Genomic DNA, 18,913 nt, shown 5'->3' on the forward strand with positions numbered 1-18,913 from the left:
CCACTTGCAGAGCAGAACAGAGCTGAACGGGAGCACCCATGGGCCTCGGCGTCCGCTGGACCTTGCACGGCGACGGGCGCACTCCCGCGCCCGGAGCCGTCGTCCGACCCGACGAACGGCTGTCGTGGCCGAGGACGGCGGGACTGGGCGCGCAGCATGTGGTGGCCATGTTCGGGGCGAGTTTTGTAGCGCCCGTTTTGATGGGTCTTGACCCGAATCTCGCCATCATGATGTCGGGTGTCGCGACGGCGATCTTCCTCCTCGCGACGAAGGGCAAGGTCCCTTCCTACCTCGGCTGTTCGCTGTCGTTCGTCGGTGTGGCGGCGGCGATCCGGGCGACCGGCGGCGACAGTGCGACGGTCACCGGTGCGGTGTTCGTGGTCGGTGCGGCGCTGTTCCTGGCAGGTCTGGCCGTGCAGCGGTTCGGGGCGCGGATCATCCACGCGGCGATGCCGCCGGTGGTGACGGGCGCGGTGGTGATGCTGATCGGCTTCAACCTGGCGCCGGTGACGGCCTCCACGTACTGGCCGCAGGACCAGTGGACGGCGCTGCTGGTGATGCTCTTCACCGGTTTGGCGGTGGTGGGGCTGCGCGGTTTCCTGTCGCGGATCGCGATCTTCCTGGGGCTCATTTTCGGGTACGGGATCTCGTGGGTCTTCGACCAGGTCTTCGGCAAGATCAATTCGCCGGTCGGCGGGGGTGCTGCCGTTGATCACTGGCGGCTGGACCTGTCGGGTGTGGCGAAGGCGGACTGGATCGGGCTTCCCTCGTTCCACGGGCCGAGCTTCGAGTGGTCGGCGATCCTGGTCGCGCTGCCCGTGGTGATCGCGCTCATCGCGGAGAACGCGGGGCATGTGAAGGCCGTCGGGGAGATGACCGGCGACAACATCGACGACAAGCTGGGCACGGCGATCGCGGCGGACGGTGCGGCCTCGATGCTGTCCACGGCGGTGGGCGGGCCGCCGAACACGACGTACTCCGAGAACATCGGGGTGATGGCGGCGACGCGGGTCTACTCGACGGCGGCCTACTGGGCTGCCGCGTTCTTCGCGTTGCTGTTCGGGCTGTGCCCGAAGTTCGGGGCGGTCGTGGCGGCGATTCCCGGGGGTGTGCTCGGAGGGATCACCGTCATCCTGTACGGCATGATCGGGCTGCTCGGTGCGCAGATCTGGATCAACGCGAAGGTGGATCTGCGGAACCCGCTGAACCTGGTGCCGGCGGCCGCGGGGATCATCATCGGGGTCGGTGGGGTGAGCCTGAAGTTCACGGACAGCTTTGAGCTGAGCGGGATCGCGCTGGGGACGATCGTGGTGATCACCGGGTACCACGTGCTGAGGGCTTTGGCGCCGGCGCACATGAAGGAGGCTTCCGGGGGTGCTGGGGAGCGGGAGCCGCTGCTGGATGCGGGGACGTCGTCGTACGACGAGGGGGCGGCGGGGCGGTAGGGCTTCCCGCCGAGGGGGTGGGGCCGGGTTGGTTCAGCTCTCTGCGGGGCGGGCCGCTGCGCGGGGCCGGTGGTGGGATCGGCACCCGGTGCCGGGGCGGTTTTCTCCCCTACCCGCCCCTTCCCGTAACCCTGCGGGGCGGGGACCGGTTCTGTGCGGGTGCGTTGTGGTTGCTCGCGCAGTTCCCCGCGCCCCCAAAAGGGGCGCGGGGAACTGCGCAAGACGCCGGCCACCCACCCAGCCGCGCGGCCGAGCGCTTTAGGTGAAGGGGCGGGGCCGGGGCGAAATCACCCCGGTACCGGGGACGGAAACGCAGCAGGGGCCGCGCCCGACGCCAAACGGTGCCGGGGGCGGCCCCTGTCCCGTACGAAACGAGCGCGTTCAGCCGCGGGCCAGTTCGACCGCGTAGTCGGGGGTGAAGCTGCCCGCCGCGCCCTTGCAGCCGTCCGACTCTCCGGGGAGCTTGACCCAGAGGTAGGCGTCGATGCGGGACTCCCCCGTCTTCGTCGTCGGGGGGCGGCCCAGGGCCCGGCCCGAGGGGTCGCACCACTGGCCCGCCGCCGGGGCGCCGTTGCCGTTGCGGCTGGTGTCGATCACCGCGCCGAGCGAGGAGGGGCCGCCGAGGGCGGAGAGGACGCGGCGCGCGTAGGCGACCTCGTCGGCCGTGCGGTGGAAGTTGGAGACGTTGGTGAAGATGCCGTCGCTGCTGGTCGCTGCGTCGGCCTGGCGCAGGAAGCCCGCCATCTTGGACGGCGCGTGCCACCCCGAGTGCCCCGCGTCGAAGTACACGCGTGCGTTGGGGTTGGCCGCCTTGATGGCCTTGCCCGCCCGGGACAGCGCCCCGAAGCGGTTGGCCCGCTGGCCGTCGTCGAGGCAGTCGGTCTGGGCGATGGAGTCGGGTTCGAGGATGACGATGACGTCGCCCTTGCCCAGCCCGGCGGCGAACTTCGCTATCCAGGAGTCGTACGCCCCGAAGCTCGGCGCACCGCCCTGCGAGGCCCCGCCGCAGTCCCGCTCGGGGATCGCGTACGGGACGACGACCGGGACGCGCCCGGCGGCCGCCGCGCCGGAGGTCACCGCGCGGACCCTGCTGGTGATGGTGCCGGGGTTGTACTCGGCGAACCAGACCGCCGCCGGCTGGGCGGCGATCCGCGACTGGATGAGCTGCTGGCGCGGGTCGCCCCGGTTGGAGCGCACCCAGTCCAGCACCTGCGACTCCGGGTGCAGGTAGAGGCTGCCGGAGACCGCGGAGCTCTGGCTGCGCGGCGGCTCGGCCTTCTTCGGCGGCTTCTTCTCCGCCTTCTTGGTCGCCGACGCGCTGGGCGAGGGCGACGGCGTGGTGGCGGACGGGCTGGGCACCGCGGGCAGGGGCGGCACTACGGGCGTCCGTGTCACGTCGGGTATCGCGGTGGAGCGTTCGCCCTCGCCGGAGGTCGCGGAGACCACTCCGGTGACGCCGCCGACGGCGACGACCGCGGAGGCGACGACGGCCATGGCGCCGCGCAGCGCGGAGGAGTTCACACGCTTTTCATCTCGGGAGCCGTGGGAGCCCCGGACGCCCCGCCGGGAGGCCCTGCGGGACTCCGCCCGGCCGACGGTGACCAACGGTTCCGTACCGCCGGACGCGTCGGGCACACCGGACTCGCCGGACGCCCCGGACACCTCCGTGAGGTCTCCTGCGGGCTCCTCGCCCGCCGGGCTGCTCGTACCGCTGCTGTCGGTACCGCTGCCTCTCTTGCTGCCGTGGGCCCCGTGCCGTCCTTCGGCACGGCCCCTGCGGCGCTGGCCCGGTATGCCTGACACCGTGACCCTCCCCCTTTCCCCCGGCGCCGGAGGCGTTCCGTTCCCTCGTTCTGGGGAAGCCCCGGCCCGGCTGCCTCGTGCACGCTCCGCGACTGGGACGCTGCCCCCATGTCACAGATCGAGCACTTCACACACTTCACAGTTGAGAGGGACCGTACACGGCCCACGCACCCGCGCACCGCACGGTCCGCCCCAAAAACCCCGGGATTTACGGGCTCCGTGCACTCCGTGATGGAGCGTATGCGGACGGTCCGTGAAGAGTGGCCCGAGAGCGACGGGGTCGCGGTGTTCAACCGGGTGTATCTCACAGTGACGGAGGAGGTCTCCCGGCAGATCGACGCCGGACGCTTCCCCGATCCGGCCGCCGCGGCCGCTCTCGACGTGTTGTTCGCGGAACGTTATCTGGCGGCGGTCGACGCGACGGCCGCGGGACGGCGGCCGGCCGCGTGCTGGCGGCCGCTGTTCCAGTACCGCAGACATCCGGGGGTGCGGCCCCTGCAGTTCGCGCTCGCGGGGATCAACGCGCACATCGGGCACGACCTGGCGCTGGCGGTGGTCGACACCTGCCAGGCGCTGGCGTGTGCGCCCGCCGAGGTGGAGGCGGACTTCGACCGGGTCGGCGAGACGCTGGTGGCGCTGGAGGAGCGGATCCGGGAGGACCTGATGCCGGGCCCGGACCTGCTGGAGATCGCGGACCCGCTCACCCACCTGATCGGCACCTGGAGCCTGGAGCGGGCCAGGGAGGCGGCGTGGGCGGCGGCCCGGGTGCTCTGGGGACTGCGTGAACTCCCGGATCTGGCACGGGAGTTCACGCAGCGGATGGACGCGGGGGTCGGGCTGGTGGGGAGGTGCCTGCTCACCCCGCTGAGGTGAGTCCCCGCGTACATACAAGTACATACAAGGGGACGTACGAGGATCAGTCCTCCGGCAGTTCCACCGGCGCGATCTCGTCGTACACGTCGCCCGGACCCGGGTTGGCCGTGTCCGTCGTGCCGCCGAAGTGGTGCATGACGCCCCAGACCGCGTTCAGCGCGGTCTGCACGGCGCCCTCGGCCCAGCCCGCCGTCCAGGAGATGTCGTCGCCCGCGAGGAAGATGCCGCGCTTGTCCTCGGGCAGGCGGTCCTGCATGAAGTGGGTGAACAGGCGGCGCTGGTAGCGGTAGTGGCCCGGCAGGTTGGCCTTGAACGCGCCCATGAAGTACGGCTCGTTCTCCCAGGACACGGTCACCGGGTTGCCGATGATGTGCTTGCGGATGTCGACCTTCGGGTAGATCTCGCCGAGCGACTTCAGCATGACCTCCATCCGCTCCTGCGCGGTCAGCGGCAGCCACTTCAGGCTGTCGTCGCACCAGGTGTAGGAGAGGCAGATGGTGGCGGGCTTGTCCGGGCCGTCGTCCAGGAGGTACGTGCCGCGCGTCATGCGGTCCGTCAGCGTCATCGACATGACGTCCCGGCCGGTCTCCTCGTCCTTGTCCAGCCAGAACGGCCGGTCCACGGGCACGAAGAGCTTCGAGGACTCCATGTAGTGGGTCCGCTCCATCGCCGTCCAGTGGTCGATGGGGAAGAGCGAGTCGTCGCAGTCGATCTTCGACAGGAGCAGCCAGGACTGGGCGGTGAAGATCGCCGCCCGGTAGGTGCGAATGTCGCCGGAGGAGTCGGTGACGGTGATGCCGTTGCCCGCGGTGCGGTTGAGGCGGGTCACGGCGGGCTTCGGGTAGCCGCCGTGCAGCGACTTCAGCGAGGTGCCGAGCGGCCAGTGCACGAGCTTCTGCGGCTCGCGCTCCCACAGGCGCAGCGGGAGCTGCTGGCTGCCGCCCTCGATGCCGCGGTGGTGGTCGTCGGCCTCGGTGTAGACGACGCGCAGGATCTCCAGGATGGAGTTCGGGAAGTCGGTGTCCCAGCCGCCCGTGCCGAAGCCGACCTGGCCGAAGATCTCGCGGTGCCGGAAGGACTTGAAGGCCTCGGAGTCGCAGAGGAAGCCGTAGAAGGTCTGGTTGTCGAGCTTCTCGACGAGCTTGGCCCAGATCTCGCGGATGCGCGGGACGTCGCGCTCGCGCATGGCCTGGTTCATGTCGGAGAAGTCGGCGCCCTCTTCGAGACAGGCGTTCCAGGCGGCGGCGACGTCGCGGTAGACCTGCGGGAGGTCGGCGACGGTCTCCGCGTAGTGCGACTCGCCCTTGAGGTCGACGACCGTGGAGGGGGTCTCCGGGGCGAGGGGGTTCGGGAACGGCTTGGTGGTGAGCCCCACCAGGTCGATGTAGTGCTGGAGCGCGGTCGAGGACGGCGGGAAGCGCATCGCGCCCATCTCGGCCGTCAGGCCCTCGGTGCTCGGCCCGTCGAAGCCGACCGTGCGCAGTCGGCCGCCGATCTGGTCGGCCTCGTACACGACGGGCTTGAGGCCCATCTTCATCAGCTCGTACGCCGCCACGATGCCCGAAAGACCGCCGCCGATGACCGCGACCTCGGCCCCGTGCTCGGCCGCGGGTATCTGCCCGAGGCCCGCCGGGTGGGCGAGGAAGTCGTCGTACGCGTACGGGAAGTCCGGCCCGAACATGGTGATCGGCGGCTGCGCGTCGGTGTGCTGGACGGCGGTGGGCACCGTGGACGTCATGGGGTACGGACTCCTTGCGGGGGTGGAACGGGAAGAGAAGACGGGCGTACGGGGAGGGTCAGCTCAGCGAGCCGTACAGCCCGGGGCGGCGGTCACGCAGATACGGGTTGGTCTCCCGGGAGGCGTGCAGCAGGGCCGCGTCCACCTCGCCGAGGACGAGTTCCTCGCCGCGCCCGGCGCGGACCCGGGTGGCCCCGTCGGGGCTCGCCAGGCAGCTCAGGCCGACGAACTCGAAGGCTGCGTCCCCGGCGGCCCCCTCGCCCTCGGGTCCGGTCCTGTTGACGTACGCGATGTACATCTGGCTCTCGAAGGCGCGGACCGGGACGAGGGACTCGGCGACGAACTCGAAGGGGTGCATCTGGGCGGTCGGCACGAGGAGGAGGTCGGTGCCCGCGAGGGCGTGCGCCCGGACGTTCTCCGGGAACTCCACGTCGTAGCAGATCATGAGGCCGAGCTTCAGGCCGTCCAACTCGGCCTGGACGACGGGCTGTTCACCGGCCGTGAAGACCTCCTGCTCGAAGCCGCCGAAGAGGTGGGTCTTGCGGTAGTTGGCGCGGCGGGTGCCGGTGGCGTCGATGAGCTGGGCGGAGTTGAAGACCGCGTCGCCGTCGCGCTCGGGGTAGCCGTAGTGGATCGCCAGGCCGTGCCGTACGGCGATGTCCGCGACGGCGTCGGCGCCCTCCCCGTCGGCGGCCTCCGCCAGCCGGTGCACCTCGTCGCGGCCGATCGCGTACCCGGTCAGGAACATCTCCGGGCAGACCAGCAGCCCCGCACCCGCCGCTGCGGCCCGCCCGGCGGCCTCGTCGAGGACCTTCAGGTTCGTGGCCACGGAGCCGGGACGCCCGGAGCTCTGGAGCAGGGCGATGCGCAGGGGCTGCGCGGGCAGGGACGACGGCATGGGGGACCTCGGGCGGGTGGGGAGGGTGGGGGAAAGACCCCTTGACGGTACGGTCCGGCCTTCGCCCCGGACAAGGCGCGAGCGTTGCGGACCGGCGGCTGATCCATTGCGCGGGAGGGGGGTGCGGCGGCGATTCGTTGCGTACGGGGCGCCAGGTGCGGAGTGCGCCCGGCCGGTCGGCCCGCGAGGCGGCGCACGGACCCTCGCGCTGGACGTCCCCGGCGGGCCTGAGCATGCTGTGAAGTGGCCCGGCGCCCGGTGGCGGGCCGGAGGGGGACGGGCGATGCGGGTGCAGGTGCTGGGGCCTCTGGGGTGGTGGCGCGAAGGGGTACGGGTCGGCCTCGGCACCCCGCACCAGCGCACCGTCCTCGGCCTGCTGCTCCTCGCGGACGGCCGCCCGCTGTCGCGCGGGGAACTGGCCGACGCACTGTGGGGCGACCGGCCGCCGCCCAGCGTGGCCAACCTGATCCAGACGTACGTGAAGCGGCTGCGGCTCCTCCTCGAACCCGACCGCCCGCCGCGCGGGGCGAGCGTGCTGCTGCCCCGGGTGGGCGAGGGGTACGCCCTGCACGTCCCCGAGGACTGCGTCGACGTCTCCCGCTTCCGCCGCCTCGCCGGACGGGCGGAGGCCGCACACCGGGAGCAGGGCCCGCAGCGGGCCGCCGTGCTGCTCGACGAGGCGCTGCGGCTGTGGCGTGGCCCGCCGCTCGCCGACCTGCCGTCCCTGGCCGTGCACCCGGCGGTGGTCGCGCTGGCCGGGGAGCGGCGGACGGCGATCGCCGCCTACGGGGAGGCCATGCTGGCGGCGGGCGGGGCGGCGGGGGCGCTGCGCGTGCTGGCGGAGGACGCGGGCAGCCATCCGCTGGACGAGGGCGCGCAGGCCCGTCTCGTACGGGCCTACGAGGCGGTCGGCCGCCGGGACGCGGCATTCGCCGCCTACCTGGACACGCGCCGCAGGCTGGTGGAGGAACTGGGCGTCGACCCGGGCCCGGAACTGACGGCGGCGTACGAGGGGCTGCTGGAGGGGCGGGGGGGCAGGCCGGAAAGAGACCGACCGGAATCCCGCGCCGTCCACGCCCTCGTCAGCACCGGCGCCCTCGCCGTCCACCACCTCATCGGCACCTGCCCCCTTCCCGTCCGCTCCCGCTCCCGCGTCCGCACCCGCCCCGCCCGCCCAACTGCCCCCCGAAGTCTACGGGTTCAGCGGGCGTGCGGCCGATCTGCGGATGCTCGACGGGCTGTTGGGCGGGGCGCCCGGCACCGTGCCGCTCGTCGTGGTCTCGGGTACCGCCGGGGTCGGCAAGACCGCGTTTGCCGTGCACTGGGCGCACCGCGTCAGCGCGCGCTATCCCGAGGGGCAGCTGTACGTCGACCTGCGCGGTTTCGACCTCGGCCGGCCGATGCCCTGGGCCGACGCGCTCGCCGGGTTCCTGCGTGCCCTCGGGCTCGACGGGGCGAACATTCCGCTCGACCCGGACGAGCGGGCCGCGCTGTTCCGTACGCGGACGGCGGGGCGGGACATGCTCCTGGTCCTGGACAACGCGCTGTCGGCGGAGCAGGTGCGTCCGCTGCTGCCGGGCTCGGCGTCCTGTGCCGTCGTCGTCACCAGCCGCCACAGCCTCGGCGGGCTCGTGGCCCGCAACGGGGCCCGCCGGATGGACCTCGGCCCACTCTCCGCCGGCGAGGCGACCGCACTGCTGTGCCTGCTCATCGGCGAGCGGGCCCGTGCCGACCGGGCCGCCTGCGCCGCCCTCGCCGAGCAGTGCGCACGGCTGCCGCTGGCCCTGCGGGTCGCGGCGGAGCTGGCCGTGGCCAGGGTCGGGGTGCCCCTGGCGGAGCTGGTGGCGGGCCTCGCGGACCAGCGGCAGCGGTTGCGGCGGCTGGACGCGGCGGGGGACCCGCGGGCCGCCGTGCGGTCGGTGTTCTCGTGGTCGTACCGGAATCTGCCGGCGGACGCCGCCCGCGGCTTCCGGCTGCTGTCGCTGCATCCGGGGCCCGACGTCGGCGTCCCGGCCACCGCCGCCCTGCTCGGTGCGGGCGTGGACGAGGCGACCGGGGTGCTCGACGTTCTGTCGCAGGCCCATCTGGTGCAGTGCACGGCTCCGGGGCGCGTCACGATGCACGACCTGCTGCGGGCGTACGCCGACGAGCTGTCCCGCGAGCACGACGCGGAGGCGGGGCGGCTGCGGGCGCACATCCGGCTGCTCGACCACTGCCTGGCGGGCGCGACGGCCGCGATGGACCAGCTCCACCCGGCCGAGCGCCACCACCGGCCCGCCGCCCCCGGCCCGGCCGGCCCCGCCCCGGTGCACGACCCCGCCACCGCGCGCGCCTGGCTGGCCGCCGAGCTGCCGTCGCTGGGCTGTCTGTGCGCCGCGGCGGCCGACGGGCTCCGGCCGCAGTACGCGGTCCGGCTCGCGGCCGTGCTCTTCCGGCACCTCGACGGGGGGCGGCACGCCGAGGCGCTGTCCTTCCACACCCACGCGCTGCGCGCCGCCGAGCGCACCCGGGACCTCGCCGGGCAGGCCCACGCCGTGACCAACCTGGGCGCGGTGCACTGGCGCCTCGGCGAGCACGGGGCGGCGGACCGGTATCTGCAACGGGCCCTCGCCCTGCACGAGGAGACCGGTGACCTGGCGGGGCAGGCCCGGACGCTGTCCAACCTCGGCAACGTCCACTGGCGGCTCGGCCGCCACTCCTCGGCCGCCGCCTGCCAGCGGCGGGCGCTGGCCCTGTACGAGGAGGCCGGTGACCTCGTGGGCCAGGCCCGGACCCTCACCAACCTCGGCAATGTCTGCATGCGGCGCGGGGAACTGGACACCGCCGCCGACCACCAGCACCGGGCGCTCGCCCTGCATGCCGTCACCGGGGACCGGCTGGGCCGGGCCCGGACCCTGACCTTCCTCGGCAACGTCGACCTGCGCCGGGGCCGCACCGGGGCCGCCGCCGGGAACCTGGGCCGGGCCGTCGCCCTGTTCGCCGCGCTCGGCCACCGGGGCGGCGAGGCCAACGCCCTGACGGGACTCGGCGACGTATGCCTGCGGCAGGGCCGGTACGACCTGGCCGTCGCCCACCACCGACGGGCGCTGAGCCTGTTCCGTACGACGGGAGAGCGCTCCGGCGAGGCGGCGGCGCTCAACGGGCTCGGCGAGGCGCTGTGCGGTGCCGGACGTGCCGAGGAGGGGCTGCGGCACCACGTCCGGGCGGGTGAGGTAGCCGCCGCGACCGGGGACCACGAGGAGCGGGCGAGGGCTCGCGCGGGCACGGTCCGCGCCCGGCAGCAGGCACAGGATGCGGCGCGTACGGCCGGCCGGGTGAGTGCGGGTCCCGTGGACGACGTACCCGATCAGGACGTGCAGCGGTCCGGGGCCCCTCCCGCGGAGCCCCGGACCGCTGTGGTCGACGGGCTGTGATCCGGACTGTGGTCCGGGCCGTGGCCCGGCCCGTGACGGCTGCTGCTAGCGGACCTCGAAGCCGATGATGTAGCCGTCCGGGTCGAACTTGTTGTCGTCGAAGGCGTACGGGCTGAACCCGCCGCCCCCGCTCAGCCACGGGGTGAACTGGGTGATGCCCGCGACGTTGTTGTCGACGGCCGTGATGTTCAGCCGGACGTCGTTGATCTGGGCGCCGGCCGGCAGGGCCCGGGCCTCGAGGATGACGCGGAAGGCGTCCGGGTCGAACCGGTTGTCGTCGGTGATCAGCGGCGTCCTGCCGCCGCCGTCGCTGGCCCAGGGGGTGTAGACGACGAGGCCCACCCGGTTGGGCCGGTCGAAGGCCTGGCCGCCGATCCGGAAGTCGAGGTTGACGGGCAGGCCGGTGGAGGCGAGCAGCAGCCGGGCCCCGTCCGGGTCGAAGAAGTTGGCGTCGCTGGTGAAGGGCGAGGTGCCGCCGCCGTCGCTGAGGAACGGAGTGCGGCCGACCGGCCCCTGTTCGGCGATTCCGCCGCGGTCGACGAGCTGGATGCCGACCTGGAAGTTCGAGAAGGCCATGGTGTTTTTTCTCCCCGTGAGTGGTGGAGACACCAAGCTAGGAGCGCCGACTGGACGCCTTCTGGACGTCTGCGGGACGCCCCGGGACCCGAGGAATCACGCCTACGCGGGAGACCCCGACGAATACCTCCGCAGCAGCGGGGAGAGCACCAGCACCGACTTCGTCCGCTCCACGAACGGCTCCCCCGCGATCCGCTCCAGGACCCGCTCGAAGTGCCGCATGTCGGAGGCGAAGACCTGGACGATCGCGTCCGCCTCACCGGTGACGGTGGAGGCGGACGCGATCTCCGGGTACCGCTCCAGCCCTCGGTTGATCGCCTCGGGCGAGGTGTTGCGACGGCAGTAGATCTCGATGAAGCCCTCGGTCTCCCAGCCCAGCGCCGCCGGGTCCACCCGGACGGTGAAGCCCGTGATGGCGCCTTCCGCGCGCAGCCGGTCGACCCTGCGCTTCACTGCGGGAGCGGAGAGCCCGACCAGGGAGCCGATGTCGGCATAGGAACGGCGGGCGTCCGCCGCCAGGGCGTGGACGATTCGCTCGTCGAGATCGTTGAGTCGCACTGCGGGTCGTTCACTTTTCTACGCGTCTGCGGAAACCTTCTCCGGCGCGTCCTTCGCCAGCCGCGAGTGACGAATGCCGTATCCGAAGTAGAACACGAGACCGACGGCCATCCAGATTCCGAAGTACACCCAGGTGGCGGTTCCGAGCCCGAACATGTTGTAGACGCAGAAGCCGAAGCCCAGGATCGGGAAGAGCGGGCCGAGCGGCACCTTGAAGGTGCGGTTCATGTCCGGGCGGGTCCGGCGCAGGATGATCACCGCGATGTTGACCAGACCGAACGCGAAGAGCGTGCCGATGCTGGTGGCGTCCACGAGGTTGCCGAGCGGAATCGCCGCGGCCAGGATCCCGCAGAAGAGGGACACGATGATCGTGTTGACGCGCGGCGTGCCGGTCTTCGGGCTGACCTTGGAGAAGGCCTTGGGGACCAGACCGTCGCGGGACATCGCGAAGAGCACGCGGGTCTGGCCGTACAGCACGGTCAGGACGACGCTCGCGATGGCGATGACCGCACCGGCGGCGAGCAGGGTGCCCCAGAAGGCCTGCCCGGTGACGTCCTTCATGATCCCGGCGAGCGCGGCTTCCGAGCCCTCGAAGCCCTTCCAGTTGCGGGCGCCGACGGCGACGGCCGCGACCAGGACGTACAGCACGGTGACGATGAGCAGCGAGAGCATGATCGCGCGCGGCAGGTCGCGCTGCGGGTTCTTCGCCTCCTCACCGGCGGTGGAGGCGGCGTCGAAGCCGATGTAGGAGAAGAACAGCGAGGCGCCGGCGGCGCTGACGCCCGCCATGCCGAGCGGCATGAAGTCGGCGTAGTTGCCGGACTTGAAACCGAGGAAGCCGATCACACAGAAGAGCAGCAGCGCGCCGATCTTCACCGCGACCATGATCGTGTTGGCGCGGGCCGACTCCTTGGCGCCGCCGAGCAGGAAGACCATCGCGAGGAGTACGACGACCAGCGCGGGGAGGTTGAAGACGCCGCCGTCGCCGGGCGGGGCGGACAGGGCGTCGGGGATGGTGACGCCGATCGTCCCGTCGAGGAACTCGTTGAGGTACTCGCCCCAGCCGACGGCCACCGCCGCCACCGAGACGCCGTACTCCAGGACCAGGCACCAGCCGCAGATCCAGGCGATGAATTCGCCCATCGTTGCGTACGCATACGAGTACGAGGAGCCGGAGACCGGGATGCTGCCCGCGAGTTCGGCGTAGGACAGGGCCGAGAAGAGCGCGGTGAGACCGGCGATCACGAACGAGATCGTGACGGCGGGACCGGCCTTGGGGACGGCCGTGCCGAGCACCACGAAGATACCGGTGCCGAGCGTGGCACCGATGCTGATCATCGTCAGCTGCCACATGGAGAGCGTGCGCCGCAGCGTGCCGCCCTCACCCTGTCCACCCTCGCTGACCAGCCGCTCGACGGGCTTGCGCCGCCACAACGGGTTGCCGGGGGACGCCGGGGGTACGGCGGTTGGCGGTGCGCCTTGGTCCAACACGGGGGTGGCTCCTTCTGCTGCCTCATCGGGCGGCGGGCGACCGCGACGGCCCCTCTCGAAGGCACGGCGAAGCAGCCGAAAGCCCGGGGACCGCCGAGCAGGCGGTCCCCGCCACTCCACGTACAGCGGTGAAGCCTATGAGGTGTCAGTTCCCGGTCGTAATGCAGCAACCTTGCGCATCGACGGATGATCATTGCGTGCAATGCCCGGTCGCGGCAGTTCGTTGCGCCTGCTTTTTCGATTTCCCTTTTGTCCGGTACGGGCGCACTCATGTTCGGGTCCCTGTCTGGGCAGGTTGTCGGGGACGAGTCGAGGGGAGTCGCCGATGACCTGGCTGGACGCCGGACCCTTTCTGCGCGGGGTGGCCTGGCGCGACGAGGACGGCCTGCCGCTGCGGGCGAACCCGGCCGATCTGGACCGCCTCCCCTGGGACGTCCTGGAGCGCGCCCGGGTGCCCGTCGGCGTCACGCTGGAGTTCCTCGCGTACGGGACGAAGGCCGTGGAGATACGTTTTCGGGCCGAACCGGGAGAAGTCCCTCACGCCTTCGGGCTCTGGGCGGACGGCGGGCAGCTCACCGAGGTGCTCACCGACCCGGTCGCGGGCGAAGCCACGGTGACCCTCCGACTCCCGCCGGGGCACGGCCCGTTCACCGTCCATCCGCCCGAGACGCAGTCGCCTCGCCTGCTCGGGATACGGGCCCGGGGCGGCCGCATCGCCCCCGCCCCGCCGCGCCCCCGCTGGGTGGTGCACGGCGACTCCATCACCGAGGGCTGGTGGTCGACGCGGCCCGCGCACGCCTGGCCCGCCGCCGCCGGACGCCTTCTCGGCCTGGAGCCGGTGAACCTGGGGCATGCGGGCGCGGGCCGGGCCGAGCTGGCGGTGGCGCAGCAGCTCGCCGGACTCCCGGCGGACGTCCTCACGCTGGCGTTCGGCACCAACTGCTGGGGGCGCGCCCCCTTCGACGTACCGCTGCTGCGCGAGACGGTGCGCGCCTTCCTGGCGCTCGTGCGCGGGGGCCACCCGGACACTCCGCTCCTGGTGGTCTCCCCCGTGCTGCGCCCCGCCGCCGAGGACGCCCCGAACGCGGCCGGCGCGACGCTGGGCGCGCTGCGGGCCGCGATGGAGGACGTCGTACGGCAGGAAGTGGCGGCCGGGGACGGGCGGCTGGCCCTGCTGCCGGGCCTCGGCCTGCTCGGGCCCGAACACCTCGCCGACGGACTGCACCCCGACGACACGGGGCATGCGCTGATCGCGGCGGCGGTGGCGGAGGCGCTGGCCAAACTGCTGGGGGACGCCGGGCGCGCGCTCAGGCCGGTCGTGGACACCGGGCGCGCGCTGGAGTGACCGGCATCTCGTTCGTACGCGAGAAGCCCGTCGTTCCGGGGCCGTCGCGGCACGCATGGTTCGCGTCGGGCGGGGTAACCGGGGCCCCGTGGGCTGCGTGGTTCGGGCCGTTCGGCCGATGCGACTAGCATCGTTCGGCCGAACGGCCGGTCAGCGGGCAGCCTCCGGCAGGCTGCCGCCCGGCAAGCGATGCCAACGGCGAGAGGTGAGGGTTGAGTACCAGCGAGACCACCGTGCGGGAACGCCTTCTGGACGCCCTGCGCGAACGGGAGCAGGAGATCGCGGATCGCTGGGTCCGGCTTCAACTGGAGCAGTCGAACCCGGGCGGCGACCTGGGCGAGCACGAACTGCGCGAGGAGGCGGACCTGCTGATCGCCGCCCTCGGCGCGGGCCTCGCCAGTGACGTGCCCGTGCAGCGGCTGGTGGCCTCCCAGCACGAGCTGCGCAGAACGGTCATAGAGCTGTCGCTGCGCCGGGCCCGCGCGGGCGCCACCCCCACGGCGACGTCCCTCGCGGTGCTCTCGCTCAAGGAGGCCCTCCTGGAGGCGGTGCAGCACACCACCCGGGACGCGAGCGAGCTGTTCCGGGCGGCGGTACTGGTCAACCGGCTGCTGGACGCGGCGGGCGCGCTCTCCTTCGAGACGTACGTCGAGGGCCGCGAGGAGATCATCCAGCGGCAGTCGCGGCAGCTGATGGAGCTGTCCACGCCGGTCGTGCGGCTGTGGCACGACGTGCTCGCGGTCCCGCTGATCGGCACCCTGGACACGGCCCGCACCCAGGTCGTGATGGAGAACCTCCTCCAGGCCATCCAGGACAACGAGGCCAAGGTCGCCATCATCGACATCACCGGCGTCCCGGCCGTCGACACCGCCGTCGCCCAGCACCTGATGCACACCGTCAACGCGGTACGGCTGATGGGCGCGGACTGCGTCATCTCCGGCATCCGGCCGCCGATCGCGCAGACCATCGCCCAGCTCGGCATCGACCTGTCCACCATCCTGACCCGCTCGACGCTGGCCGACGCGCTGGCCGCGGCGGTCCGCCTCACCGACCAGAGCTCGGCCCCGACGCCGTACGCACCGGCGGGTCCGTGAGTACCCCCTACCCCCGGGACGGCGGGGTGCCGATCCTGCGGCTCGGCGACGTGCTGGTGACGGGTCTGCTGAACGAGCTGGACGACAAGTCGGCGGTGGCCTTCACCGACGAGCTGACGGAGCGGATCGTCGCCGACTCGGCGCGCGGCGTGCTGATCGACATCTCGCGGCTCGAACTCATCGACTCGTTCGTCGCCCGTACGCTGATGGAACTCACCACCATGGCACGGCTGTTGGGCGCCCGGGTGATCGTGGCGGGCATGCGGCCGGCCGTGGCGATCACCTTGGTCGAACTCGGACTGCGACTGACCGGCGTGGAGACCGCCCTCAACGCGGAGGCGGGTCTCGTCGCGCTGGGCTGGCAGCGCATGCCCCAGCCTTCCGGGGAGGCCCCTCGTGTCTCTCTACGATGAACAGCTCACCAGGGGCGCGGGCGCCCGGGGATCGGAGGCGCCCGGCGCCTCGACGTACGAAGTCGTCACCGAGGAAGACCTTCTGACGATCCGTCATGCGGTACGGTCGGCCACCGTCGAGGCGGGCTTCGGCCTGGTCGACCAGACCCGCATCGTCACCGCCGCCAGCGAACTGGCCCGCAACGCCTACATCCACGGCGGCGGCGGCAGCCTCACCGTGGAGCTGGTGCGCGACGGCGCCCGCACCGGTCTGCGGCTCACCATGCGCGACGAGGGACCCGGCATCCCGGACCTGGAGGCGGCGCTCACCGACGGCTACACCACCGGGGCGGGCCTGGGCCACGGCCTGGGCGGGGCCCGGCGGCTGATGCACGAGTTCGCGGTGGACAGTGACGCCGGCGAGGGCACCACCGTCGTCGCCACCCGCTGGAACGGACGCTGATGCGGGGCGAGGCGGGGACACCCGGCGCCCGGGCCCCCCAGGGGACCGGGACCCTGGGCACGCCGACGCCACCCGTCTCCACCCGCATCCGGATCGACCACTACAGCGCCGTCCACCTGGCCGCCACCACCGCCCGCCGGATCGCCGTGGACTGCGGACTGCCGGGGGCGCTGCCCGACCGGGCGGCGGTCCTCGCCAGCGAACTGGCCGCCAACATAGCCAAGCACGCGAGGGACGGTTCGGTGTTCGTGCAGCCGCTGCCGCTGCGCCCCGGCGTGGAGATCGTCGCCGCCGACCGCGGCCCCGGCATCCCTGACCTGGACGCCGCCCTCACCGACGGCTGGACCACCACCAAAACCCTCGGCGCGGGCCTCGGCGCGGCCCGCCGCATCGCCTCCGAGTTCACTCTGCGTACGAGGCCGGGCGCGGGCACCTTGATCTGCGCCCGTGTCTTCGCCCCCGGGGCCCCGCCGCCCGCCGGCCCCGATCTGGCGGCCCTGTGCCTGCCGCTGGAGAGCGAGCAGCACTGCGGCGACGGCTGGGCGGTCGCCGACACCGGGGACGGGCGGCGCACGGTGGCGGTCGTGGACGGTCTCGGGCACGGCGACAGCGCCGCCGAAGCCACCGGCGCCGCACTGCGCACCTTCCACCGCGACCCTCAACTGCCGCTTCCTGAGCTGCTGTTGGCCCTGCACCGGGCACTGCGGCACACCCGGGGCGCGGCCGTGGGGCTGCTGCGGCTGCGGCCCGACGGGGACGCCGACCACTGCTCGGTGGGCAACGTACGGGCCCAGACGGTCGGCTTCGACGGGGTGCACTCCCGGGCCACCGGGCAGCCGGGGGTGGTCGGCTGGAACATGCCGCAGCCCCGGGTGCGCCGGATTCCGGTGCCGCCGGGCTCGACGCTGGTCCTGCACAGCGACGGCGTCGACCCGCGCTGGACGCACGACCCGTCGCCGTTCCTGCTGCGCCTGCCGCCGCCGCTGCTGGTGGCCGCGCTCGCCCACGACTTCCGGCGCAGCCGCGACGACGCCACGGTGCTCGCGACCGGTGCCCCGACCCCGCCGAGCGGCCCCGCGGCCGCTCCGAAGAGAGACGCATGATCCCCCACAGCACCACCCACCACTCCCTGCCCGGGCTGCGCACCACCCTGCGCCGCCTCGCCCACCAGCTGGACCTGCCGGTGGAGCAGCGCGCCCGGCTCGCGCTGGCGGTGACGCAGGTGGCCGCGGGGGAGCTGGGCGCGGGCCGCTCGGTCACCCTGCACGCCTCCCGGGAGGCCGACCCGCAGGACGGGGAGGAGGTCCTCACCGTGCGGCTGCGCACGCCGCTGGCCCCGCGCCCGCCCTCGATGCAGGCGTTGCGGGACCTCCCGCTGCCCGCCGAGCGGCTGCCGGGCTCGGCGGCGGTGTGGCGGCTGCCGCACCCGGGGCCCCCGCTCCCGGCCCGGCCCGGGGGGACGCCCGCGACGACGGAACTCCTGGAGGAGGAGCTGCGCGCCGCCGTCGCCCGCGCGGACACCCTCGCCGAGGACCACAAGCGGCTCAAGCACGAACTGGCCGAGACCAACAGCGGGGTGCTCGCCCTCTACGTACAACTGGAGGAGCGGGACGAGCAGTTGAGACGGGCGCACGGCCAGATGCTGCGCGAGCTGGAGGACGCCCTGCGGCCCTCGCCGGTGCGGGTGCCCGGGCTGGAGATGGCGGTGCACTACGAACCCGCCGGCACCGACGCGCCCACCGGCGGCGACCTCTACGACTGGTTCCTGCTGCCCGACGGCCGGGTGCACATCACCCTCGTCGACGCGCTCGGCCACGGCGTCACCAGCACCCGCAGCGCCCTCAACGTCACCCACGCGGTGCGCACCCTGGCGCTGGAGGGCCACCCGCTGGAGTCGATCGTGGCCCGTACGGACGAGATCCTGCTGCCCTTCGACCGGGACCTGATGGCGACCGTCCTGCTGATGCGGATCGACCCGGCGAGCGGCGCCTTCTCGCTCGCCAACGGCAGCCATCCGCCCGCCCTGCTGGTCCGCGAGGACGGCAGCGCCGAGTTCCGGGAGGTGCGCGGCCGGGGCATCGGCTACCCGCTGCCGGGCAGCGAACAGCTCCTGTACGACGAGCTGGCCCCCGGCGACCTCCTGGTCCTGTACACCGACGGCCTCACCGAGAGCCGCCGGGACCCCCGCGAGGGCGAGCAGCGCCTCCTGGAGGCCGCCCGCGCCCACCGCCACCTGCCCATAGAGAAGATCCCCGGCGCGATCGCCGCAGACATGCACACGGTGATCCTGCATCCCGACGACACCGTGGCCCTGACCGTACGCAGAACCCGCGAGGACAGCGCATGAACAGTGACCTCTCCCCCACGCACGGCCCCTCCCCCACGCACGACCCCGCCCCCCGGCACGACCTCTCCCCCGCCCGGAAGCTGACCGTCGACGTCCGCAGCCGTGACGCCGGCGTGGTGCTGGCCGTCGCGGGCGACCTGGACTTCGACAACTCGCCCCGGCTGCGCACCGCGCTGAACCGGCTCGCGCTCGACCCCGGCGACCTCATGGTGATGGACCTGGCCGAGGTGACCTTCTTCGACTCCAGCGGCGTGACGATGCTGATCATCGCCCGCAAGGTGGCGCAGGCCGCGGACGCGGAGATCGTCGTCACCGGGATCACGCCGATGGTGGCGAAGATATTCCGCATCACCGGCCTGGACGAGGTCTTCCGCACCTACGCCGACCCCGAAGCGGCGTTCGCCGACAGCGTGCGCAACTGAACGAGGACAGGGGCCATGAGAGGAGGATGTCGGGGTATGCGAGCGGTTGATGACT

Annotated in this window: 16 protein-coding genes and 1 pseudogene; 11 read left to right on the plus strand and 6 right to left on the minus strand. The window is 72.8% G+C overall.

What is annotated here, in order from left to right; translation table 11 throughout:
• Window positions 1-38 precede the first annotated feature (38 nt).
• Window positions 39-1,445, plus strand: coding sequence for a uracil-xanthine permease family protein (locus IE269_RS37735; protein WP_189827838.1), 1,407 nt, complete (start codon window positions 39-41; stop codon window positions 1,443-1,445).
• Between the two features lie 381 nt (window positions 1,446-1,826).
• Here IE269_RS37735 and IE269_RS37740 read toward each other — a convergent pair whose 3' ends face one another.
• On the minus strand, window positions 1,827-3,248 hold the full coding sequence (locus tag IE269_RS37740; protein WP_438817676.1) for a glycoside hydrolase family 6 protein: 1,422 nt from the start codon (window positions 3,246-3,248) through the stop codon (window positions 1,827-1,829).
• A 231-nt stretch (window positions 3,249-3,479) separates the two neighbouring features.
• Between IE269_RS37740 and IE269_RS37745 the strand changes: the two genes are divergently transcribed.
• Complete coding sequence (locus IE269_RS37745) at window positions 3,480-4,121, plus strand: DUF5995 family protein (protein ID WP_189827866.1); 642 nt, start codon at window positions 3,480-3,482, stop codon at window positions 4,119-4,121.
• A 43-nt stretch (window positions 4,122-4,164) separates the two neighbouring features.
• On the opposite strand, the gene IE269_RS37750 is transcribed toward IE269_RS37745, so the two are convergent.
• Both IE269_RS37750 and IE269_RS37755 read right to left on the minus strand, forming a co-directional pair.
• Window positions 4,165-5,859, minus strand: coding sequence for a flavin monoamine oxidase family protein (locus tag IE269_RS37750; protein WP_189827839.1), 1,695 nt, complete (start codon window positions 5,857-5,859; stop codon window positions 4,165-4,167).
• A gap of 58 nt (window positions 5,860-5,917) precedes the next feature.
• Complete coding sequence (locus tag IE269_RS37755; RefSeq protein WP_189827840.1) at window positions 5,918-6,757, minus strand: carbon-nitrogen hydrolase family protein; 840 nt, start codon at window positions 6,755-6,757, stop codon at window positions 5,918-5,920.
• Window positions 6,758-7,040: 283 nt separating this feature from the next.
• On the opposite strand from IE269_RS37755, the pseudogene IE269_RS43880 reads away from it, so the two are divergent.
• Both IE269_RS43880 and IE269_RS43480 read left to right on the plus strand, forming a co-directional pair.
• Window positions 7,041-7,766, plus strand: a pseudogene (locus IE269_RS43880) (AfsR/SARP family transcriptional regulator); the annotation flags it as partial.
• A gap of 217 nt (window positions 7,767-7,983) precedes the next feature.
• On the plus strand, window positions 7,984-10,170 hold the full coding sequence (locus tag IE269_RS43480; RefSeq protein ID WP_268253651.1) for an ATP-binding protein: 2,187 nt from the start codon (window positions 7,984-7,986) through the stop codon (window positions 10,168-10,170).
• A 45-nt stretch (window positions 10,171-10,215) separates the two neighbouring features.
• Here the strand turns inward: IE269_RS43480 and IE269_RS37775 are convergent, their stop codons facing one another.
• The 3 genes from IE269_RS37775 to IE269_RS37785 all read right to left on the minus strand — a co-directional run bounded on the left by IE269_RS37775 (window position 10,216) and on the right by IE269_RS37785 (window position 12,795).
• Window positions 10,216-10,746 (minus strand): hypothetical protein, encoded by a 531-nt coding sequence (locus IE269_RS37775; RefSeq protein WP_189827841.1) that lies wholly within the window; start codon window positions 10,744-10,746, stop codon window positions 10,216-10,218.
• 102 nt (window positions 10,747-10,848) lie between these two features.
• On the minus strand, window positions 10,849-11,304 hold the full coding sequence (locus IE269_RS37780) for an Lrp/AsnC family transcriptional regulator (RefSeq protein WP_189827842.1): 456 nt from the start codon (window positions 11,302-11,304) through the stop codon (window positions 10,849-10,851).
• 18 nt (window positions 11,305-11,322) lie between these two features.
• Entirely contained in the window at window positions 11,323-12,795 is a 1,473-nt protein-coding gene (locus tag IE269_RS37785) for an amino acid permease (protein WP_189827843.1), read from the minus strand.
• A 325-nt stretch (window positions 12,796-13,120) separates the two neighbouring features.
• On the opposite strand from IE269_RS37785, the gene IE269_RS37790 reads away from it, so the two are divergent.
• From IE269_RS37790 to IE269_RS37820, 7 genes are all read left to right on the plus strand, one after another.
• Window positions 13,121-14,140 carry a GDSL-type esterase/lipase family protein gene (locus IE269_RS37790; protein WP_189827844.1) on the plus strand — a complete coding sequence of 340 codons (1,020 nt, stop codon included), beginning with the start codon at window positions 13,121-13,123 and terminating at the stop codon, window positions 14,138-14,140.
• Between the two features lie 212 nt (window positions 14,141-14,352).
• Window positions 14,353-15,234: an STAS domain-containing protein gene (locus IE269_RS37795; protein ID WP_189827845.1), complete on the plus strand. Its 882-nt coding sequence runs from the start codon at window positions 14,353-14,355 to the stop codon at window positions 15,232-15,234.
• Window positions 15,231-15,647 (plus strand): STAS domain-containing protein, encoded by a 417-nt coding sequence (locus tag IE269_RS37800; protein WP_189827846.1) that lies wholly within the window; start codon window positions 15,231-15,233, stop codon window positions 15,645-15,647. The genes IE269_RS37795 and IE269_RS37800 overlap by 4 nt, the downstream gene beginning before the upstream one ends.
• 82 nt (window positions 15,648-15,729) lie before the next feature.
• A complete protein-coding gene (locus IE269_RS37805; protein ID WP_308437012.1) occupies window positions 15,730-16,089 on the plus strand; it encodes an anti-sigma regulatory factor in 360 nt (119 codons plus the stop codon).
• A complete protein-coding gene (locus tag IE269_RS37810; protein ID WP_189827848.1) occupies window positions 16,089-17,192 on the plus strand; it encodes a SpoIIE family protein phosphatase in 1,104 nt (367 codons plus the stop codon). Before IE269_RS37805 ends, IE269_RS37810 begins: the two co-directional genes overlap by 1 nt.
• Complete coding sequence (locus IE269_RS37815; RefSeq protein WP_189827849.1) at window positions 17,189-18,436, plus strand: PP2C family protein-serine/threonine phosphatase; 1,248 nt, start codon at window positions 17,189-17,191, stop codon at window positions 18,434-18,436. The genes IE269_RS37810 and IE269_RS37815 overlap by 4 nt, the downstream gene beginning before the upstream one ends.
• Window positions 18,433-18,858, plus strand: coding sequence for an STAS domain-containing protein (locus IE269_RS37820; protein ID WP_189827850.1), 426 nt, complete (start codon window positions 18,433-18,435; stop codon window positions 18,856-18,858). Before IE269_RS37815 ends, IE269_RS37820 begins: the two co-directional genes overlap by 4 nt.
• Window positions 18,859-18,913: the final 55 nt, after the last annotated feature.

Origin of the sequence: Streptomyces spiroverticillatus, assembly GCA_014650415.1 — a bacterium.
Taxonomy (GTDB): domain Bacteria; phylum Actinomycetota; class Actinomycetes; order Streptomycetales; family Streptomycetaceae; genus Streptomyces; species Streptomyces spiroverticillatus.